The 19,942-nt window shown below is 64.8% G+C and carries 16 protein-coding genes and 1 pseudogene; 8 read left to right on the top strand and 9 right to left on the bottom strand.

The genetic code is table 11. From position 1 onward, the window contains the following. Positions 1–38: 38 nt before the first annotated feature. Complete coding sequence (gene tauA / locus NDO48_RS15525; RefSeq protein ID WP_267321755.1) at positions 39–1,058, bottom strand: taurine ABC transporter substrate-binding protein; 1,020 nt, start codon at positions 1,056–1,058, stop codon at positions 39–41. Positions 1,059–1,214: 156 nt separating this feature from the next. Between tauA and NDO48_RS15520 the strand changes: the two genes are divergently transcribed. Then, entirely contained in the window at positions 1,215–2,696 is a 1,482-nt protein-coding gene (locus NDO48_RS15520) for a PLP-dependent aminotransferase family protein (RefSeq protein ID WP_267321754.1), read from the top strand. Between the two features lie 6 nt (positions 2,697–2,702). Here the strand turns inward: NDO48_RS15520 and NDO48_RS15515 are convergent, their stop codons facing one another. The 3 genes from NDO48_RS15515 to NDO48_RS15505 are packed head-to-tail and all read right to left on the bottom strand — an operon-like array spanning position 2,703 to position 7,251. Then, entirely contained in the window at positions 2,703–3,608 is a 906-nt protein-coding gene (locus NDO48_RS15515; RefSeq protein ID WP_416377205.1) for a DMT family transporter, read from the bottom strand. Beyond that, positions 3,592–5,997: a PIG-L family deacetylase gene (locus NDO48_RS15510; RefSeq protein ID WP_267321753.1), complete on the bottom strand. Its 2,406-nt coding sequence runs from the start codon at positions 5,995–5,997 to the stop codon at positions 3,592–3,594. Before NDO48_RS15510 ends, NDO48_RS15515 begins: the two co-directional genes overlap by 17 nt. Before the next feature lie 48 nt (positions 5,998–6,045). After that, a complete protein-coding gene (locus NDO48_RS15505; RefSeq protein WP_416377204.1) occupies positions 6,046–7,251 on the bottom strand; it encodes an ROK family protein in 1,206 nt (401 codons plus the stop codon). 300 nt (positions 7,252–7,551) lie between these two features. On the opposite strand from NDO48_RS15505, the gene NDO48_RS15500 reads away from it, so the two are divergent. The 7 genes from NDO48_RS15500 to NDO48_RS15470 all read left to right on the top strand — a co-directional run bounded on the left by NDO48_RS15500 (position 7,552) and on the right by NDO48_RS15470 (position 15,131). Next, complete coding sequence (locus NDO48_RS15500; protein ID WP_018430856.1) at positions 7,552–8,805, top strand: extracellular solute-binding protein; 1,254 nt, start codon at positions 7,552–7,554, stop codon at positions 8,803–8,805. 13 nt (positions 8,806–8,818) lie between these two features. After that, positions 8,819–9,763, top strand: a complete 945-nt coding sequence (locus NDO48_RS15495; protein ID WP_026227776.1) for a carbohydrate ABC transporter permease — start codon at positions 8,819–8,821, stop codon at positions 9,761–9,763. After that, positions 9,760–10,611 (top strand): carbohydrate ABC transporter permease, encoded by an 852-nt coding sequence (locus tag NDO48_RS15490; RefSeq protein ID WP_018430858.1) that lies wholly within the window; start codon positions 9,760–9,762, stop codon positions 10,609–10,611. Before NDO48_RS15495 ends, NDO48_RS15490 begins: the two co-directional genes overlap by 4 nt. A gap of 3 nt (positions 10,612–10,614) precedes the next feature. Continuing rightward, complete coding sequence (gene argH, locus NDO48_RS15485; protein WP_267321751.1) at positions 10,615–12,129, top strand: argininosuccinate lyase; 1,515 nt, start codon at positions 10,615–10,617, stop codon at positions 12,127–12,129. Further along, complete coding sequence (locus NDO48_RS15480) at positions 12,129–13,172, top strand: ABC transporter ATP-binding protein (protein WP_018430860.1); 1,044 nt, start codon at positions 12,129–12,131, stop codon at positions 13,170–13,172. Before argH ends, NDO48_RS15480 begins: the two co-directional genes overlap by 1 nt. Next, positions 13,169–14,083, top strand: coding sequence for a carbohydrate kinase family protein (locus tag NDO48_RS15475; protein WP_267321750.1), 915 nt, complete (start codon positions 13,169–13,171; stop codon positions 14,081–14,083). The genes NDO48_RS15480 and NDO48_RS15475 overlap by 4 nt, the downstream gene beginning before the upstream one ends. Positions 14,084–14,483: 400 nt before the next feature. Further along, complete coding sequence (locus tag NDO48_RS15470; protein WP_267321749.1) at positions 14,484–15,131, top strand: outer membrane protein; 648 nt, start codon at positions 14,484–14,486, stop codon at positions 15,129–15,131. Positions 15,132–15,178: 47 nt separating this feature from the next. Here NDO48_RS15470 and NDO48_RS15465 read toward each other — a convergent pair whose 3' ends face one another. The 5 genes and pseudogenes from NDO48_RS15465 to NDO48_RS15445 all read right to left on the bottom strand — a co-directional run. After that, on the bottom strand, positions 15,179–17,146 hold the full coding sequence (locus NDO48_RS15465) for a 3-hydroxyacyl-CoA dehydrogenase NAD-binding domain-containing protein (RefSeq protein WP_267321748.1): 1,968 nt from the start codon (positions 17,144–17,146) through the stop codon (positions 15,179–15,181). Between the two features lie 2 nt (positions 17,147–17,148). After that, positions 17,149–17,544, bottom strand: coding sequence for a RidA family protein (locus tag NDO48_RS15460; protein ID WP_018430864.1), 396 nt, complete (start codon positions 17,542–17,544; stop codon positions 17,149–17,151). Then, the gene (locus NDO48_RS15455) at positions 17,537–17,953 is read right to left on the bottom strand and encodes an acyl-CoA thioesterase (RefSeq protein ID WP_018430865.1); all 417 of its coding nucleotides are present in this window, start codon (positions 17,951–17,953) and stop codon (positions 17,537–17,539) included. Before NDO48_RS15455 ends, NDO48_RS15460 begins: the two co-directional genes overlap by 8 nt. 9 nt (positions 17,954–17,962) lie before the next feature. Next, positions 17,963–19,156, bottom strand: coding sequence for an acyl-CoA dehydrogenase family protein (locus NDO48_RS15450; RefSeq protein WP_267321747.1), 1,194 nt, complete (start codon positions 19,154–19,156; stop codon positions 17,963–17,965). A 3-nt stretch (positions 19,157–19,159) separates the two neighbouring features. Then, positions 19,160–19,813, bottom strand: a pseudogene (locus NDO48_RS15445) (enoyl-CoA hydratase family protein); the annotation flags it as partial. Positions 19,814–19,942 lie beyond the last annotated feature (129 nt).

Here is a 19,942-nt window from a genome sequence, read left to right as displayed (position 1 = left end):
AGGCCGCCGGCCGGTCGCGACGGGCGGCCTCTCCGGTCTTACTTGGCTGCTTCCTTGGCGTAGCTGCTGTTGACGAAGGGCGCGTAGTCGTCGAGGGCCTTGTCGATCTGCTTCTGGGCGACGAGGAACTTGGCGCTTTCGTTCAGCGCCTTGACGGCGCCGCTGCCCAGCCAGGTGTCCGACGCCTGTTCGGCGGCATCGGGGAACGACAACAGGTTGAGCGCTTCGACGGCGCCCGCGCCATCGCCGCCGATCAGCTTGACGATGCCCTGGACCTGGGGCGAGTCCGCCGTCCAGGTTGCCTTGTTCTTGTTGTAGTCGGCATAGGCGTCGGCCAGGACCTTGGTGAAGGCAGTCATGAACTTCGGATTTGCCGCGGCCCACTTCTTGTCGGCCACCAGGCCATCGAAGGTCGGCACGCTGGCAGCGCCGATGACTTCGGAATCGGCGATCACCTTGCCGTTCTTGAGCAGTTCGGTCAGTGCCGGCGGCCAGACATAGGCCGCGTCGATGTCGCCGCGCTGCCAGGCCGCGATGATCTGCGGCGGCTTCATGTTGAGGATGTTGACCTCGCGCGGGTCGATCTTCCACACCTGTTCGAGACCGACCAGCAGATGGAAGTGCGAGGTCGACACGAAGGGCACGCCGACATTCTTGCCCTTGAGGTCCTCGGGCTTCTCGATGCCCGAGCCGTTGCGTACGGCGAGTGCTTCCGATTTGCCGATGTTGTCGAGGATCCAGAACAGTTCGAGGTCCACGCCGCGGGTGGCGGCTGCGGTGGTACCGGTCGAGCCGATGACGCCGATCGGCACGCTGCCCGAGGCGAGGGCGGTCGAGATGTCGCCACCGGAGCTGAACTGGCGCCAGTCGATCGTGTAGCCGGCCTCCTTCGCGGCCGCATCGAAGCGTCCGTCGGCAATCGCCGTGACGAACGGCCCGACGATCTGCTGGTAGCCGACGACAACTGATGTCTCGGCATAGGCGAGGCAGGAAGTGAAAAGTCCAGCCGCGACAGTCACGGCACCTGCCAATGTCTTGAAAGGCTTGAAATGTATCATTGTTTCCCTCTTTTTGTTTGACGCCGGTTTCCCGGGAACTTGCCGGCTTCGGTGCCGGTCTTGGTTCTGACTTAAAGGGATAATTTAGCTGGGCCGATTGCCTTATATCCAGATTGGAAGTTGAATGATTCCAGATCGGATTTGCAGGCTTTGCTCATGGCGCATGCCACGGTTTCGGAAACAGTCTTCTTCCTCGACAGGGACAGTCGCATCGGCCTGCAGGCGCAGATTCGCGAGACGATCGTTTCTGCGGTGCTGGCCGGCCGCATCCAGCCGGCGGCTCAGCTGCCGTCGACGCGCAAGCTCGCCAGTTATCTCAACATATCGCGCATCACCGTCACACTTGCCTATCAGGAGCTTGCCTCCCAGGGGTATGTCGAGGCGGCGAGCCGCAGCGCCTGGCGTGTCGCCGGCAACCCACCGATCAGCCTGCCCGAGCCCACGGTCCTCGAACCCGGCGCCGGCTCGATAGACTGGCAGGCCAAGCTCAGCCCGAGCTTCATCGTTGCCAAGCAGATGCGCAAGCCGCTCGACTGGCGACGCTATCCCTATCCGTTCCTCTACGGCCAGATGGACACCTCGCTGTTCGACCTGGCAGCCTGGCGCGACTGTGCCCGTCGGGCCCTCGGGCGCGACGATTTCGAGCTGATGGCGGGTGACTTCGCCGCCGCCGACGATGTGCAACTGGTCAGCTACATTTGCTCGCGCACGCTGCCGAGCCGCGGCATTCGCGCCAATCCTGACGAGATCCTGGTGACGGTCGGCGCCCAGAACGCGCTGTGGATCGTCACCCAGCTTCTGCTGCGCCGGGGCGCGCATGCGGTCTGTGAAAACCCCTGTCATCCCGACATGAGCGCATCGTTGCGGCTGAGCGGAGCGGAGGTGACGGCGGTCGACGTCGACAAGGACGGACTGCCGCCTGAAGCACTGCCGGCAAAGGTCGACGCGGTGTTCGTCACGCCAAGCCACCATTCGCCGACCGGCGCGACGATGCCCGTCGACCGGCGGGCGGCGCTGCTTTCGGCGGCCGCCTCCAAGGATTTCATCATCGTCGAGGACGACTACGAATTCGAGATGAGCTTTCTTGCGCCGCCGTCGCCGGCGCTGAAGGCATTCGATCGCGATGGCCGGGTCCTCTATATCGGCAGCTTTTCGAAGTCGCTGTTTCCTGGCCTGCGGCTCGGCTATCTGGTGGCGCCTGCGCCTGTCATCCGCGAGGCGCGCGCGCTCAGGGCCTTGATGCTGCGTCATCCACCGGGACATCTGCAGCGGACCGCAGCCTACTTCCTGGCGCTCGGCCATCACGACGCGGTCATCCATCGCATGCGCGGCGAATATCATCGCCGCCATATCGTCATGGCGGATGCGTTGCAGCGCGAGGGTTTTACCATCGCCGGTTCGTCGGCCTTCGGCGGCACGTCGTTCTGGATCGAGGGTCCGGAGGGGCTCGACGCCGACCTGTTGATGAACGAGCTCAGGCAGGACGGCGTGCTGATCGAATCCGGCTCGCCCTTCTTCCCCGACGGCGATGGCCCATGCCGCTTTTTCCGCATGGGCTACTCGTCGATCCCCCGCGCCCGCATCGTCGAAGGGGTGGTGCGGACCGCGGCCCGCGTCAGCCGGTTGCTTGCATCTTGAGCCGGCTCATTTGGCCTTTCGACGTTCGAGATAGGCCGTTGTCTGCAGCGCGATCAGGATCAGTACGGCGCCGATGACGATGCGCTTGTCGGGTACTTCGCCGAAGAAGATGTAGCCGGCGGCTGTGGTCACCACGATGGACAGGTAGCCGATGGGCGCGAGCACGCTGGCCTCGGCCAGTCGATAGGCGCGGAGGAAGCAATATTGGCCGGCCTGGGCGAGCAAGCCGATGCCGAGCAGCGGGATCCAGTCGAGCGGCTTCACCGGCTGCCAGACGAAGATGGCCGGCACGGCGGTGATGACGGCCAGGCCGACCGTGTAGAACACCATCATGACGGTCGTGTTCTCGTCACGTAGGGCGCGGGTCTGGATGATCGCCAGCGAGCCGAAGACGACGGTGCAGAAGACGGCGAGCAGGCCAAGGTTCCACTCGACGCCGCCAGGCGCCAGCATCACCAGAACGCCGGCAAAGGCGAGGGCAGCACCTACCCAGCGCAGCCGCGACACGGTCTCGCCGAGAACGGCGACCGCCATCGCCATGGTGATCAGCGGCCGCGAGAAGGAGAGTGCGTTGACCACCGCCAGCGGCAGCATGGTGTAGGCGAGGAACTGGCTGGTCAGCGCAATCGCATTGCAGCTGATGCGCGAGATATTCTTCCACGGGTGCCGGGTGTGGCGGATGTGATGGCGGTGGCGCCAGATCAGCGGCAGGATGAACATCAATCCGATCAGTGAGCGGATGAACACCAGCTGGAAGGCCGGATAGACCATGCCCTGCGCCTTGACGAGCGCCGTCATGCCGCCGGACACCAGCAACATGTCGGCGAGCACCCACAGGACGCCCTCGCGGTTGGCCTTGCGCCGCTCCTCCCCCGCAGGCAGCGGCGCCTCCTGGTCAGGCTGGCTGGACAAGATTGGCCATCAGCCTGAAGGCGCCGGGGACCAGCTTGTCGAGCTGGTGGTGCAGCACGAGCGAAGTATGGGTGTGGCGGCCCTTGCCGACGGGAGCCGAAACGATGGCGCCGAGCAGCGGCTGTTCGTTCACGTCGTGCATCGAAACCAGCGGCTGGTAGGCATCGTCCCAGCGGGCGGCGAAATAGAGCCCGCGCTCCTTGTCCCAGCCGGACCAGTCCTGCGGGCCGATGGCATTCGGGCCCTTCAACAGGACGTGGTCCGGCGCAAGCACCGTGACCTCGGCATTGGGATCCGTTACGCGCCAGCGTAAAGACGGCGAGCCGATCTCGAGTTTCCTCGGCGGCGTCGCTAGTGGATCCCAACCATCGGTCGGGCGGTGATAGAGCGTGACGAGATGGCCGCCGTCCTCGACGAAGCGGTGCAGCTTTTCGGTGGCTGCCGCGAGGTCCTTGCGGATACCGAAGGCGAAGATGCCGATGACGATCGTGGTGTAGCGGCTGAGGTCGCCCGCCAGCGCCTTGGCGTCGAGTTCGGTGACGTCGAGGCCCATGCGTGAAAGCCAGAGGCCGACGCGGTCGGCACCGGCACCGACATAACCGACGACAGCACCTTCGGGCAGCGTGAGGTCGAGCGCCAAAAGCCTGAGCGTCTCAGGCTGGCGATGGGTGACGCGGCCGATATGGGAGTAGGAGATCGGCGTCAGCCGCAGCGCCGGCCTGCCACCGACCTCAGGCACGATGGTCGTTAGCCCGGCCTCGATATTCTCGGGTGCACGAAGCACCTGGCCGGCTGACGTTTGCGACAGCGACCAGCCACCTGCCACGCCGAGCGACACCGGCGCTTGCCTGCCGCTCACCGTCGGCTTGATCGGCCATTCGCGGCGGCCGCCGTCGAGCGGCACCACGATGGCCTCTGGCTCGATGGTGACGGAGCTTGCCGGCAGCAGCGCAAACGGATCCTCGAGATCAAAGGTGGCGTGGGCGACATGGTCGCCGAAGCTGGCGGTCACCAGCACATGCGCCTCGCCATTGCCGGCGAGTGCCGACCAGGCGGGCGCGTAGAGCCTGGAATAGGCAGCATCGCCGGCGGCGGAGACGGAGAAAGTGCGGCGGTTGCCGGCCGTGGTGTCGGCCTTGGCCGAGACCGCGGTCGGAAGCACCGGCTCGACCTTGATCGAGCGGCCGTCGGCGCCGGGTGCGAGGTCGATGGTCAGCGTGCCGGTTTCACCGGGCGACAGCGTCGACGGTAATAGTGTGGCGCGGTCGAAGATGCCGGCAGCCTCGATCAGCGCCGCGTCGATCTCACGCGTCTTGCGGTCGAGGCGGTGGCCATGCAGTTCGAGGAAGGCGGGCGAGGCGCCCTTGCGGGCGGTGTCGATCTGGATGGCCGCTTCGGTGAGGGCTGCAACGATCGCGTCGGCGTTGGGGAAGGCTGCGATTGCCCTGTCGATCGCCGTTGCAGCCGCCTTCAGCGCCTGTGCGACTTCATAGGAAAGGACCTTCGACGACGAGAGATCGGCGAGCGAGGCAGGCAGGCTGTCGAGCACGGATTTTTCCGCTTTCGCGCCGTCCTTGGCCAGAAGCAGGTGCAGCGGCCAGGAATCTTTCACCCGGTCGCGCCAGTGCCCCATGCCCTGCGAGGCGTGATAGTAGCGCGACCACTCGCCGATACGGTCGTATTCGGCGCCGGTGGCAGGTTCGCGGCCTGATGCCTCGACGAAAACAGTGGCATCGGGCGGAGGCACCTCGTCGTCATAAGTGTCGCCGCCGCCGGACCATGCCGGCAGGTAATATTTCGCCACCTGCCACGGGCTCATGCCCTCGGCGAAATGCTCGGGAAAGGCTTCCGGATCGGCGGCCAGGCGGATCGCCGTCTCGGCGGCGCGGGTCATGGCGCGGTGATGGCCATGCTGTCCCGGAACGTCGAGGAAGGTCGGGATGACGATATCAGGGCGTTCGCTGCGATAGGCGCGCACAAGGCGCTCGACCGTGCGCTGTTCGCCCCAGCGGGTGAAGGTCTGGTCGCCATCCTTGGAGAAGCCGAAATCGTGGACGGCATCCTCCGGGCCGTGGCCGAGCCAGTGGACATCGCAATCCAGCGCGCGGGCTGCTTCTTCCATTTCGCGCGAGCGCATCATGCCGAGCACGCCGAGCCGCTCCGGCCCGAGCGAGTTCTGGCCGCCTTCGCCGCGCGTCGAGCAGGCGACGATGACACGCATGCCGAGCCCGAGGCGGAAAAAGGCGAGCATGCCGCTCTGCTCGTCGTCGGGATGGGCGCCGGTGTTCATCATCGTGACGGTGGACTTCAGCCGGCTCAGGGCCCGGTGCAGACGGATGAGCGAAGGGCTGGCCTTCTGTCTCTCGATGCGTTCGCGGGCTGTGAGCATGCTAGTCCTCCGGTATGCTGAATGCGGTAGGCTGAAATGTCTGGGCGGCTATTCGGTCGCCGCCGTCTCGAGCTTGGGCGTCACCACCTCGAATAGCGGCAGGGCTGCTGCGCCGAGGGCCGCCGTGTACTGACCGGTCTGGCCGCGGATCACCCGGGGCAGCGCTCGGGCCCTGCGGCTGGCGACCGAGATCGGCAATGGCCCCATGCCTTCGATCAATTCGTCGATGATGGCGTCCGGCAACATGCCGCCGAGGATGACAGTCTCCGGATCGAGGATATTTTCGATCATGGCGATCATCGGGGCGAGATGGGCGGCGGCCTCGCCCATCCATTCGACCAGCACCGGATGGCGCTCGGCGTAGAGCCTTTCGAGGTCGGTGAAGTCGCGGTCGGCGATGCCTGCCTCGCCGAGACGCTCGCGCAGAGCATAGACGGAGGCATAACGCTCGAGGCAGCCATGCTGGCCGCAGGGGCAGGCGCGGCCACGCGGCGCAACCACGACATGGCCGATTTCGCCGGCATTGCCGAAGGCGCCGCGGAAGGGCGTGCCGTCCTGGATCATGCCGAGGCCGAGGCCGGCGCCGAAATAGATCATGGCGAAGCTGGAGATCGAATGTCCCGCGCCGAACAGGCGCTCGCCCACGGCTGCAGCATTGGCGTCGTTCTCCACGGTCACCTGCTCGCCGCAGGCCTCGCTCAGAAGACTTGAGGCATCGATGTCGGCCCAGCCGGGCAGAGTGGTCGGGCCGACCGAGGTCATTCCCTCGATCTCGAACGGGCCGGGCATGACGACGCCGATGCCGAGCAGCGGCGCCTTGAAATCCTTGCGAACGGCTTCGAGCTCCGTGCGCAGATGCGCGATCACCTGGCTGGGGCTGGTATCACGCACCGGTGTGATGCGCTTCGAACGCGGCTGGCCGGACAGGTCGAGCACGGTCGCCACCATGTGGTCCGAGGCCATCTCGATACCCATGGTCATGGCGCCGTCGGGATTGACCGCGAACTGGATCGGCGGTTGGCCACGGCCTGAGCGCAGGCGCCCGGTCTCCATCAACAGGTTTTCGCTCACCAGTTCGTCGACGATGTTGGCGATTGCCTGTGCGGTCAGATGGGTCAGCCGGGCGATATGCATCCGCCCCAGTGAGCCGTGACGGCGCACGACATCGAGCACCACGCGTCGGTTGTGATCGCGGCTGCGCTCGGGATTCTTGCCCAATGTGACCTGATGCGTGCTTCCAGGCTGAAAAGCCATTTCGCCCATCCTGACCTTTTCCGCAAAACTGATAACGCGGAAGTCTGTCCAGCCGCAATAGATTAATTCAAGTAGATTATCTTATTGACAAACGGCTGATGAAAGGGAACCGTAGAGGCAGTATGCGGGGAGGATCCGCAGCTCCTTGGTGTCAGTGTTGTCGGGCGTGGACCGCCCGCGTTCGATGACCCATGAATTTAAGCGAGTGGCCCGTTTCTCGATCGAACGAGAAAATTTGGGCCAAGGGGATAATGGTCGCTCGTGGTTCGGGAAATCCGACGGGCGCATTTGGAGGCTAATATGCGTAAAGCAACCTTGTTTGCCGGTCTGATCGCCGGTTTCAGCACACTGGCCATGAACGCGGCCCAGGCCGTCGAGATCGAGTACTGGCAGTATGTCTTCGAGACCCGCGTCAAGGCGATGGATCAGCTGATCGAGAATTTCGAGAAGGCCAATCCCGGTATCACCGTCAAGCAGACGACCTTCCCCTACGCCGATTACCAGACCCGCGTGATCGCGGCGAAGATGGGTGGCCAGGGCCCCGACGTCATGCAGCTGTTCTACGGCTGGCTCGACAAGTTTGTGGCCGGCGGCCTGCTGCAGCCGCTGCCGACCGATGCCTTCCCGCATGACAAGATCGAGAGCGAGTTCTTCCCGATCGTTTCGGCCATGAAGCGCGGCGAGGACTATTACGGCCTGCCGACCGCGGTGCGCTCGCTGGCCCTGTTCTACAACAAGAAGCTGTTCACCGAGGCTGGCCTCGACCCGGCCAACCCGCCGAAGACGCTGGACGAGTTCGTCGCGGCTGCCGAGAAGCTGACCAAGCGTGACGCCAGCGGCAACCTCGTGGTCGCCGGCTCGACCCTCGACATGGGCGGCCAGGATCACCAGTGGTGGCGTGAAGTGCTGGTCCGCCAGTTCGGCGGCGAGCCCTACACGGACGGCGACCGCAAGGTGGCTTACAACACCGAGGCCGGCGAAAAGGCACTGAAGTTCTACACCGACCTGCAGCTCGAGAAGAAGATCGGCCAGGCCGGCTTCATGGATGAAGGCCAGGCGGCCTTCCGCGCCGGCATGGCAGGCATGACCATCGACGGCACCTTCCGTCTCGGCGCCTTCAAGTCGATCGAGGGCTTCGAGTGGGGCGTGACCGAGCTTCCGGCCAATGCCGAGGGCAAGCGTTCGAACTACGCCAGCTACTTCGCCAACGGCATCAGCTCGAAGACCGAGGGCGAGAAGCTCGAGGCCTCCAAGAAGTTCCTGGCCTACATCTCCTCGCCTGAAGCCATGGACGTCTGGTTGAAGACCGTCGGCGAACTGCCGGCGCGCCGTTCGGCCGCGATGACCGACGCCAATCTGGCCGACCCGATCTACGGTCCGTTCCTGAAGGGTCTGGAATACGCCCACACCACGATGTTCGTGGATGAGGCCGCCCAGCGCCAGAACACCATCGACATGACCAACCGCGTTCTGCTCGAAGGCCAGTCGGTGAAGGACTCGCTCGCCGCCGGCGCGACCGCCGAGCAGGCGATCATCGACGGCGCGGCCAAGTAAGGCCGGGGCACCAATGACTGTGGCAGCGGATCGACAGGGGGCGGCGGTGAGCCGCCCCGGCGGAACCTTCTGGGACCGCCGTTCCATGCGGACGAAACGGCTGGTTTGGGTGTGGAGCTTCCTCGCCCTGCCGATCCTGTTCTATTCGGTCATCCGCTTCTATCCCACCATCGAGGCCTTCTGGCTCTCGCTGACCAACTGGGACCTTCTCAAGCCGCCACAGTTCATCGGGCTGGCGAACTACCAGAAGCTGTTCGCCGACCCGCAATTCTGGAAGGTGTTCAAGAACACCTTCGCCTATCTGCTCATCGGTACGCCGATCAGCCTGCTGATATCGTTCGTCATCGCGTTCTATCTCGACCGCGTGCGATTCATGCACGGGCTGATCCGCGGACTGTATTTCCTGCCGTATCTCACCACCGCGGCGGCCATGGCCTGGGTGTGGCGCTGGTTCTACCAGCCGGCTCCCATCGGCGTGATCAACAATGCGCTTGGTGTCATCGGCATCCCGCAGCAGCAGTTCATCCGCTCGGTCGACCAGGCGCTGCCGTCGATCATGGTCACCGCCATCTGGGCCGGTCTCGGCTTCCAGATCATCATCTTCATGGCCGGCCTGCGCGCCATCCCCAACACCTTCTATGAGGCCGCCCGCATCGACGGTCTCGGCGAATGGGCGATCCTGCGCAAGATCACGCTGCCGCTGCTCAAGCCCACCACCGTCTTCCTGGTCGTGTTCTCGTCGATCGGGTTCCTGCGCATTTTCGACCAGGTCTACAACATGACCACCAACGATCCGGGCGGGCCGCTCGGCTCGACCAAGCCGCTGGTGCTGATGATCTACCAGACCGCGTTTTCGTCCTATGCGATGGGCTATGCGGCGGCGCAGACGGTCGTGCTGTTCTCCATCCTGCTCTGCGTATCGCTGCTGCAGCTCTGGATCCTGAGGGAAAAGAAATGAGTGCCGTTACCGAAACCCCGGCGCTCTCCCACGCCAGTCTCCGCCCCGGCCGTATTGTCGTCTGGACGCTTTTGTTCATCGGCGGCCTGATCATGGTCACGCCGTTGGCCTTCATGTTCTCGACGTCGCTGAAGACGGCCGGACAGGTTTATGACCTCAGGCTGATCCCTTCGGCGCCGACGCTGCAGAACTACATCACCATTCTCGCCGACGGGCGCTTCATGCGCTGGTTCATGAACTCGATGATCGTGGCAGTGGCCGTCACCGTCTCCAACGTGTTCTTCGACAGCCTCGTCGGCTATACGCTCGCCAAGTTCGAGTTCCGCGGCCGCTACTTCATCTTCCTCGCCATCCTGTCGACATTGATGATTCCGACCGAGATGCTCGTCATCCCATGGTACCTGATGTCGGCCAATCTCGGCTGGCTGGACAGCTACTGGGGCATCATGTTCCCGGGCATGATGACGGCCTTCGGCACTTTCCTGATGAAGCAGTTCTTCGAAGGCGTGCCCAACGACTTCCTCGAGGCGGCGCGCGTCGACGGCCTCAACGAGTTCCAGATCTGGTGGAAGGTGGCGATGCCGCTGGTGACACCGGCACTGTCGGCGCTCGCAATCTTCACTTTCCTCGGCAACTGGACGGCTTTCTTCTGGCCGCTGATCGTCACCACCAGCCGCGATCTCTACACGCTGCCGGTCGGTCTCTCGAGCTTCGCCGTCGAACAGTCCATCCAGTGGGAGATGATCATGACGGGTGCGGCGATCGCCACCCTGCCGACGCTGATCGTCTTCCTCGTGCTCCAGCGCTACATCGTCCGCGGCGTCATGCTCGCCGGGCTCAAGGGATAAAAAATGCCTGAACTGAACCCGAGGCTCTCCGACAAGAGCGTCTTTCCCGATCCCGTCTACAAGGAGACGGTGCTTCGGCCGCTCTTCGACGGCGCCAAGACCCACCATGTCGACGGCTTCCGTGCCATCGACCGCGCTCATCTGGTGATGCTGACCGAAACCGGCATCCTCGACAAGAAGCAGGCTTCGGCGATTGCCGGCGCCTTGGAGGCGATCGACCGCGAGGTCGATCCGTCGAAGCTCGAATACACCGGTGAGGTCGAGGACTTCTTCTTCCTGATCGAGAAGGAACTGAAGGCGCGTCTCGGACCCGACGTTGCCGGCCGCCTGCATACGTCGCGTTCGCGCAACGACATCGACCACACGCTCTTCAAGCTCGGCCTCAAGCAGCGCATCGACGCGCTGATGGTCAAAGCACGGGCATTGCTGTCGGCGATGATCGACACCGCCGAGCGCGAGAAGGCCACGCTGGTCGTTGCCTACACCCACGGCCAGCCGGCGCAGCCCTCGACCTTCGGCCACTATCTGTCGGCTGCCATCGAGGTTTTGATCCGCGATATCGAGCGTTTCGAGGAAGCGCGGAAAATCGTCGACCTATCGCCGATGGGCGCCGCCGCCATCACCACCTCGGGCTTCCCGATCGACCGCCAGCGCGTCGCCGCGCTGCTTGGCTTTGCAGCGCCGCTGCGCAACTCCTACAGCTGCATTGCTGCGTCCGACTACATCACCTCGACCTACTCGGCGATCGAGCTGATGTTCTTGCATCTCGGCCGCCTGATCCAGGACTTCCAGTTCTGGACCGCCTTCGAGGTCGGACAGATCTACGTGCCAAACGCCTTCGTGCAGATCTCCTCGATCATGCCGCAGAAGCGTAACCCGGTTCCGATCGAGCACATGCGCCTGTTGGCCAGCCAGACCATGGGCCGGGCGCGCACGGTGCTCGGCGTCATCCACAACACGCCGTTCACCGACATGAACGACAGCGAGGGTGAAACCCAGTCGATGGGCTACGAGGCGTTCGTTGCCGCCGGCCGCGTGCTGGACCTGCTCGCTGCCTTCGTCGGTGCGATCAAGATCGATCCGGAGCGGGTGGCAGACAACATCCGCCGCTCCTGCATCACCATCACCGAACTTGCCGACTCGCTCGTCCGCATCGAGGGGCTGTCCTTCCGCGAGGCGCACGAGATCGCCGCTACCGTCGCCAAGGCGGTGGTGGCTGCCGGCGGCGGGCTCGCCAAGGATGGCTATGGGCCGTTCCTCGACGCCTTCAGGCATTCGACCGGGCGCGAGCCGTCCTTCGGTCGCGACAAGTTCGAAGAGATCGTGTCGCCGGAGCATTTCGTTGCCGTACGCGACCGCTTCGGCGGCCCGGCTCCCGAGCCGATGGCAGAGGCGTTGAGCGTCTACAGGAACAAGGCAGCAGCTTTCGAAGCCGCTGCACAAGAGCATGCCGGGCACGAGGCGAAAGCCGCGAAGGAACTCGGCGAGAAATTCAAGGCGTTGGTGGAGGCGCTCTGATGGCGACGATCGAACTCGAAAAGCTGGTCAAGCGCTATGGCAAAGTTGATGTCGTGCGCGGCATCGACCTGCAGATCGCCGATGGCGAATTTGTCGTCTTCGTCGGCCCGTCCGGCTGTGGCAAGTCGACGACGCTGCGCATGATCGCCGGCCTCGAAGACATCTCCGGCGGCACGCTGAGGATCGCCGGCGACGTGGTCAATGAGCGCGAGCCCAAGCAGCGCAACATCGCCATGGTGTTCCAGAACTACGCCATCTATCCGCATATGAGCGTACGCCAGAACATTGGCTTCGGCCTCTACACCTCGAAACTGTCCAAGGCCGAGAAAGACAAGCGTATCGAGGACGCCGCGCGCATCCTCGGTCTCGAAGCCTATCTCGAGCGTCGCCCGGCGGCCCTGTCCGGCGGCCAGCGCCAGCGCGTCGCCATCGGCCGCGCAATGGTGCGCAACCCCTCCGCCTTCCTGTTCGACGAGCCTCTTTCCAACCTCGACGCTCAGCTGCGCTCGCAGATGCGCATCGAGATCAAGCGCCTGCACCAGAGGCTCAAGACCACGACCGTTTACGTCACCCACGACCAGGTCGAGGCCATGACCATGGCCGATCGCATCGTCGTCATGCGCGACGGGCACATTCTGCAGGTGGGCACGCCGACCGATCTCTATGAGAACCCGGTCGATGTGTTCACCGCCCGGTTCATCGGCAGCCCGTCGATGAACCTGGTGCCTGGCCGCAAGAACGGCCATGGCGCAGAGCTGTCGGCCGGCGGCGATCTGCTGATCGGCATTCGCCCGCATGACCTGACCGCGCTCGCTTCGGACGAGAAGGCGGAAGACGGCCTGGTGCTCAACGGCACGGTCACTGCGGTCGAGCCGCTTGGACCCGAGACGCTGGTGCATCTCGACGTCGACGGTGCTGCCGTCATCGCCACTGCACCGGCCAAGTTCATCCCGGCGGCCGGCACCAAGCTTGCCTGTCGCGCGGCTCCGGGCAGCCTTTATCTGTTCGACGCCAAGACCGAGAAAAGCCTGGGCCGGCAATGACTTCGGGAAATGCCAAGCGTCCGGCGGTGCTCAGCATCGGCCGGATCTATTGTGACCTCATCTTCACCGGCCTGGGCTCGTTGCCCGGGCTGGGCAGGGAGGTCTTTGCCCAGGACATGAAGATGGCTGCCGGCGGCGGTGCCTTCATCGCAGCTGCCCATATGGCGCATGCCGGGCGCGAGGTGGCGCTTGTCGCACGCCTTGGCACCGACGCCTTGTCGGCTGGCATCGAGCCCGAACTCAGGGCCAGCGGTGCCGACCTGCAGTTCCTCGAGAAGTCGCCGGGTGCAGGCCCGCAGGTGACCGTCGCCTCGGTCATCGGCAACGATCGCGCCTTCCTGTCGCGCCGTGCCGGCTCCGCATTGCCCGACACGCTCGACGCAGCACTCGCTTGGACGGCGGCAGGTCATCTCCACATCGCCGAATACGCCACGCTGCACGAGATTCCCGATCTGGTGTTGCGCGCCAAGGCGAGGGGTCTTACGGTTTCGCTCGACCCGAGCTGGGACGAGACGCTGATCTACGAGGCCGACCTGCTCGACCGCTGCGCCGGCGTCGACATCTTCCTGCCCAACATGGAAGAGGCGACGGCCATCACCCGCGAGAACGACCCCGTCGCTGCTGTCGAGATGCTGGCCGAGGCCTTCCCGGTTGTTGCGCTCAAGGCGGGCGGCGACGGCGCCTGGCTCAAATCCAAGGGGCAGGTGCTGCATCGCCTTGCGGAAGCAGTGCCCGTCATTGACACGACAGGTGCAGGCGATGCCTTCAACGCCGGCTTCATCGATGCTTGGCTGTCGGGTGAGAACGAGGAAACCTGCCTCGCGGCTGGCATCCACTATGGCAGCCTGGCCGTGCAGGCCGCAGGCGGCTCGGCAATCCTGCGCCGGCCCGAGCATCGCATCGCAAGCTGAGGCTCCGACTTCAGCGCCTGCAACGACCTGTGATTCGGGGCAGTCGAGCCTTTCTTCGCCCGCCAAAAGCCTTCTGGCGGGCGCGAAAGGCGCATGTTTCCCGAGATAGCGGGCCGGCGGCCGCGATTTATTTGCATGCAAAGTTTTTTTGCCGCTGCCGTCGCTAATCTCCGCGACGATTTCAGCATTACTTCAATCTGCTAATAAGCGCGCAGGTTGTGCATCTCAGGGTTGGGGATATCCTTTCCTTCGCCCGAAAACAACACGCGTCAGCCTGTGTTGCGTAATAATTACAATCACTTGTGAAATGCCCATTTTGAACCGTGGTGGCGTTGGCGGCGGCACTTGGTTCTGATTCTCTTTTGTGAGGGGGACGCGGATACCACTTTCAGGAGCGGTCATGATCAGAAACATTGTCTTCGCAAGTGCCGTGCTTTTCACACTCGATACATCTGCCAAGGCTGCCGATGCGGTCACCGTGGCTGCTCCCGCAAACGACTATTGGAGCGGCCTCTATGCGGGCGTTCATGCCGGTTATGGCTGGGGGCGGGCGCGAGACGTCGATGCGTCAGGCCCCGACTCCTACCGGAACATCGACGGCTGGCTCGGTGGCGTTCAGATCGGCGCCAACGCGCGGATGAACAGTTTGGTGTTCGGTGTCGAAGGAGACATCGCCGCCACCGGCATTGGCTTCTCGCAGGCCGGTGACGGCTTTAGCCTCAAGGGCAACGTCGACTGGCTGTCCACCATACGGGGACGCGTCGGCTTCACGCCGACCGATCGTATGCTGGTTTACGGGACCGGAGGCGTCGCCTTCGCGGGGTTCGATCTGGACCTCAACGGCGGCGGGCAATCCTTCGGCGGCAATGGCTTCCACACCGGCTGGGCGGTTGGTGCCGGCGTCGAAGCAATGGTCACCGACAAGATCTCGTTGAAGGCCGAATACCTCTACAGTGACTTCAGCAGCGACAGCTACAAGCTGCCTGATCCGGCCAACATTGCGCTCCGCGTCCACACTGTCAGGGTCGGCGCCAATTTTCACTTCTAGCGCAGAAGACGCGCGCTCGGCACGGCCGGGCGCGCCTCCATTCCCTGCTACGCGTACGTGTCTGCGACAAACATCGGACCGCCCTTGTGAGCGGGGAAGCCGTAGCCATTGATCATCACGAGATCGATGTCGCTCGATCGTGCCGCGATGCCCTCCTCGAGCAGGGACTTGCCCTCATCGGCCATGGCGCGCAGCAGGCGCTCCACGATCTCGCCTGATGTGAAGGTCCGCGGGACAATGCCCTTTGCGGTCCGTGCCGCCTCGATCAGGACAGAGACCGCGGGATCGACGGCCTTTTCGCTCGACGAATAGTCATACCAGCCTTTGCCTGTCTTGCGGCCGAAGCGGCCGGCCTCACACAAGCGATCGGCGATTTCGACATAACGAGCATTGGGATCGCGTGTCGCCGCCTGCCTCTTGCGCCGGGCCCAGGCGATCTCCAGGCCGGCCATGTCGTAGACGTTGAAGATGCCCATCGGGAAGCCATAGGTTTCGAGCGCGGCATCGACCTGATCAGGTGCCGCGCCGTCCTCGATCATGAACTCCGCCTCGCGGCGATAGGCCGAGAAGATACGATTGCCGATGAAGCCTTCGGTCACGCCGGAGACGATGGGCAGCTTGCCCAGCTTCTTGGCAAAGGCCAGCGCGGAAGCGAGCACGTCGGGCGCGGTCGCCCTGCAGTCGACGACCTCGACGAGGCGCATGACATTGGCCGGCGAGAAGAAGTGCAGGCCGACCACGCGTTCGGCGTGGGCGGTCGCCGAGGCGATCTCGTCCGGGTTCAGATAGCTGGTGTTGGTGGCGAGGATCGCACCGGGCCTGACGATGCCGTCGAGCCGCTGAAAGAGTTCCGTCTTGACCGTGAGATCGTCGAACACCGCTTCGACGACGAGGTCGGCGGCGGCCAGTCTGCCGGCGTCGGCTGCGACTTGGAGCCGATCAAGGCAGGCGGTGCGCGCGAGGTCGCTGAGACGGCCCGACTGGACGGCCTTGTCGAGAATGCCTGATATGCGTTCGCGCCCCTTTGCCGCGGCGTCTTCACTCTGCTCGATGCCGACGACGCGATAACCGGCGGTCAAGGCCGCAACCGCGATGCCGGCGCCCATCAGGCCGGTACCGACGATGCCAACCGTCTCGACCATGCGCGGTGCGATGCCCTCGAGCTTGCTGACCTTGCCGGCCTGCCGCTCGGCGAAAAAAACGTGGCGAAGGGCTGCCGCCTCCAGGGAATCGCGCAGGCGCAGGAAGGTGGCGCGCTCGTCGGCGAGACCGTCTTCAAGGCTCGTTTCGGATGCAGCTCTGACCAGCCTTACGGCTTCCGCCGGAGCTGCCTGCCCGCGGGCTTTGGCGAGCACTTTTTTCGCTGCGGCGTCGACCGCCGAGGCATCCGGTGTGGCGATCTGGATGCCGCCGGTGCGCCGCAGCGGACCCGAGGCCATGCCGCGCGCCAGCGCAATCGCCGTGGACATCTGGTCGGTGGCGATACCGTCGACGAGGCCGAGCCTGAGCGCCTCTTCAGGCTTCACGGTGCGGCCGCTGCCGATAAGATCGATGGCAGCTATGGTGCCGGTCAGGCGCGGCAGGCGCTGCGTGCCCCCCGCACCCGGCACGATGCCGAGCTTGACCTCAGGCATGCCGATGGATGCCGCCTCGGCGGCGATGCGGCCATGGCAGGCGAGTGCGATCTCGCAGCCGCCGCCGAGGGCTGCCCCGTTGATGGCCGCAACTACCGGCTTGCGGCAGTTCTCGATGCGGGACATGACCTCGGGGAGCGTCGGCTCGACTGGCGGCATGCCGAACTCCTTGATGTCGGCGCCGCCGACAAAGGTGCGACCGGCGCCGGTGACGACGACGCCGATCACGGTGCCCACCGCGACCGCATGGTCGACGGCCTTGACCAGCCCCTGCCGGACATGCGCCGATGTGGCGTTGACCGGAGCATTGTCGATCGTGATGACCAGCACGCCGTCGCGGATGCTGCCCGAAACGCTCTCCGAAAACCGCGTTGCGCTCATGGCTATGCCGGGATGACCGCGGTGGCCTGGATTTCGATCTTGGCGCGGTCCTCGACCAGCGCCACCACCTGCATGGCGGCCATGGCCGGGAAGTGGCGGCCGATTACGTCGCGATAGGCCTGGCCGAGACCGCGCAGGTTTTCGGTGTATTCCTTCTTGTCGGTGAAGTACCAGGTCATGGTCGTGATGTGGTGCGGCTCGGCGCCGCCGGCCTTCAGCACGGCGACGACGTTTTCCAGCGTCTGGCGCACCTGACCGACGAAGTCGTCGGTCTCGAACTGGCACTGCGCGTTCCAGCCGATCTGGCCGCCGACAAAGATGGTGCGGCCGGTTGCCGCCACGCCGTTGGCATAGCCGACAGGCTTGGCCCAGCCCTCGGGTTGCAGGATCTCATGCATCTGACGTCTCCAGGCGGCTTTCGAGCGCGGCGCGGAGGTCGTCCGGCCAGGCAAGCGATTTGTGGGTGTCGAGCGAGGTCGCGACCACGCTGTGGCGAGCGCTCCAGAGCAGGGTGCCAGCGGCCGAAACCTTGTGTTCGAGGTCGAGCGACGAGCGGCCGATGCGACGGACGAACAGCTCGAAATCGAGTATGTCGCCGTGGTAGCCCGGATGGACGAAGGTGAGGTCCAGCCGCACCGTCGGCGTGCCGATGCGGCGCTCGTCGACGAGCTGTTTCCAGGGCGCGCCGGCATCGCCGAAGAATTCCTCCAGAACACCGACTAGAATGTTCAGATAGGACGGGAAATAGGCGATCCCGGAGGGATCGCAGTCGCCGAAACGCAGCGGCCTGGAGGTGCGGAAGGGCACGGGGCGCTCCTACTTCGCAGCCTTCATCAGCTCGCGGCCGATGATCAGCTTTTGCACTTCGGTGGCGCCTTCATAGATGCGCAGCGCACGGATCTCGCGATAGAGCCGCTCAGTGATCTCGCCGACGCGCACACCGCGGCCGCCGAACATTTGCAGCGCCTGGTCGATGACCCACTGCGCATTTTCGGTGGCGGTCATCTTGGCCATCGCTGCCTCGCGGGTGATCGGCAGCTTCTGCACGTCGCGGCGCCAGGCGGTGCGCACGGTGAGCAGCGACGCAGCGTCGATGGCCGTCGCCATCTCGCCCAACGTGCTCTGCGCTGTCGGCAGGTCGGCCAATGTCGCCCCGAACATCTTTCGCGACTTGGCGTGCGCAACGGCCTCGTCCAGTGCACGGCGGGCGAAGCCGAGTGCCGCGGCAGCCACCGACGGCCGGAAAATATCCAGGGTGCGCATGGCGATCTTGAAACCTTCGCCCGGTTCGCCAAGCAGCTGCGACGCCGGGATGCGGCAATTGTCGAAGCGGATGCGGGCCAGGGGATGCGGCGCGATCGTCTCGATGCGTTCGGCGATCGAGAAGCCGGGCGTGTCGGCATGGACGACGAAGGCCGAGATGCCGCGGGTCCCAGGTGCTTCGCCGGTGCGGGCAAAGACGGTGTAGACGTCGGCGATGCCACCGTTGGAGATGAAGATCTTCTCGCCGTCAAGCACGTATGCATCGCCGTCGCGGCGGGCAGAGGTGCTCATCGCGGCGACGTCGGAGCCGGCCTCCGGCTCGGTCAGCGCGAAAGCAGAGATCAGCTCGCCTCGGGCGACCTTCGGCAAGATGGCCTGCTTGAGCGCGTCCGAGCCCGACAAGCTGATCGCGCCGGTGCCAAGACCCTGCATGGCGAAGGCGAAGTCGGCGAGACCGTCGGCATAGGCAAGTGTTTCGCGGATCAGGCAGAGCGAGCGGCTGTCGATCTGCTCGGACACGCCGCCGAAGGCCGCCGGCACGCAGTTGCGCAAGATGCCGGCAGCGCCGAGTGCTTTCACCAGCTTCTTGCAGGCGCCGTCGGCGTCGGCATGATCGATGTCGCCGAGTCCGCCCTTGGCGATGAAACCGTCGAGTTCGGCTACCAACGTCTTGTGGCTGTCGGCGAAGAACGGCCAGTCCAGATGGTCACGGGCCGGCGCACCGGTCGGCATCAAATGCGCGGCCATGACTCAGTTCCCCTTGAATTCCGGCTTGGACTTGGCGGCGAAAGCCTCGAAGGCACGGCGGAAATCGCCTGTCGCCATGCAGATCGCCTGGGCTTGGGCCTCGGATTCGATCAGCTGGTCGATGCCCATCGCCCATTCCTGGTCGAGCATCTTCTTGGTCATGGTGTGCGCAAACCAGGGGCCGTCGGCGATGTCGCGGGCGAACTTCTGCGCAGCGCCCAGCAACGTGCCGCGCTCATGCAGGGCGTTGTAGAAGCCCCAGGCATGGCCTTCGACCGAGGTCATGACGCGGCCGGTGAACAGCAGTTCTGCGGCGCGGCCCTGGCCGATGATGCGGGGAAGGATGCCGCAAGCGCCCATATCGGCGCCGGCCAGGCCGACGCGGTTGAACAGGAAGGCGGTCTTCGCCTCAGGCGTGGCGATGCGATAATCTGATGACATGGCGAGGATCGCACCGGCGCCGGCGCAGATGCCGTCGACGGCTGCGATGACCGGCTGCGGGCAGGCGCGGATCTGGCGCACCAGGTCGCCGGTCATGCGGGTGAAGTCGATGAGGTCGGGCATCGACATCTTGGTCAGCGGCTCGATGATGTCGAACACGTCGCCGCCGGAGGAGAAGTTGTTCTCAGCGCCTGTCAGCACCACGGCGCGCACGTCGCGGGGGGGGGGCCGCCCCCCCCCCCCCCCCGGGGGGGGGGGGGGGCGCCGCCAGGCCAGAGGGAGGGGCGCAAAGAAATGCGACCTTCCAACATTTCACACTCCTCCATTGCCACCCCCCGTCTGCGG

Source organism: Aminobacter sp. MET-1 (assembly GCF_026521175.1).
In the GTDB taxonomy this organism is placed as follows: domain Bacteria; phylum Pseudomonadota; class Alphaproteobacteria; order Rhizobiales; family Rhizobiaceae; genus Aminobacter.
This window is presented reverse-complemented; position numbering and strand designations above follow the sequence as displayed.

What these genes read in the sequence shown, in the direction of transcription:
- NDO48_RS15500 (WP_018430856.1), top strand. Translation starts at nt 7,552, where the DNA reads ATGCGTAAAGCAACCTTGTTTGCCGGTCTGATCGCCGGTTTCAGCACA.
- tauA (WP_267321755.1), bottom strand. Translation starts at nt 1,058, where the DNA reads ATGATACATTTCAAGCCTTTCAAGACATTGGCAGGTGCCGTGACTGTC.
- NDO48_RS15460 (WP_018430864.1), bottom strand. Translation starts at nt 17,544, where the DNA reads ATGCATGAGATCCTGCAACCCGAGGGCTGGGCCAAGCCTGTCGGCTAT.
- NDO48_RS15520 (WP_267321754.1), top strand. Translation starts at nt 1,215, where the DNA reads ATGGCGCATGCCACGGTTTCGGAAACAGTCTTCTTCCTCGACAGGGAC.
- argH (WP_267321751.1), top strand. Translation starts at nt 10,615, where the DNA reads ATGCCTGAACTGAACCCGAGGCTCTCCGACAAGAGCGTCTTTCCCGAT.
- NDO48_RS15465 (WP_267321748.1), bottom strand. Translation starts at nt 17,146, where the DNA reads ATGAGCGCAACGCGGTTTTCGGAGAGCGTTTCGGGCAGCATCCGCGAC.
- NDO48_RS15490 (WP_018430858.1), top strand. Translation starts at nt 9,760, where the DNA reads ATGAGTGCCGTTACCGAAACCCCGGCGCTCTCCCACGCCAGTCTCCGC.
- NDO48_RS15495 (WP_026227776.1), top strand. Translation starts at nt 8,819, where the DNA reads ATGACTGTGGCAGCGGATCGACAGGGGGCGGCGGTGAGCCGCCCCGGC.
- NDO48_RS15480 (WP_018430860.1), top strand. Translation starts at nt 12,129, where the DNA reads ATGGCGACGATCGAACTCGAAAAGCTGGTCAAGCGCTATGGCAAAGTT.
- NDO48_RS15470 (WP_267321749.1), top strand. Translation starts at nt 14,484, where the DNA reads ATGATCAGAAACATTGTCTTCGCAAGTGCCGTGCTTTTCACACTCGAT.
- NDO48_RS15505 (WP_416377204.1), bottom strand. Translation starts at nt 7,251, where the DNA reads ATGGCTTTTCAGCCTGGAAGCACGCATCAGGTCACATTGGGCAAGAAT.
- NDO48_RS15450 (WP_267321747.1), bottom strand. Translation starts at nt 19,156, where the DNA reads ATGGCCGCGCATTTGATGCCGACCGGTGCGCCGGCCCGTGACCATCTG.
- NDO48_RS15510 (WP_267321753.1), bottom strand. Translation starts at nt 5,997, where the DNA reads ATGCTCACAGCCCGCGAACGCATCGAGAGACAGAAGGCCAGCCCTTCG.
- NDO48_RS15475 (WP_267321750.1), top strand. Translation starts at nt 13,169, where the DNA reads ATGACTTCGGGAAATGCCAAGCGTCCGGCGGTGCTCAGCATCGGCCGG.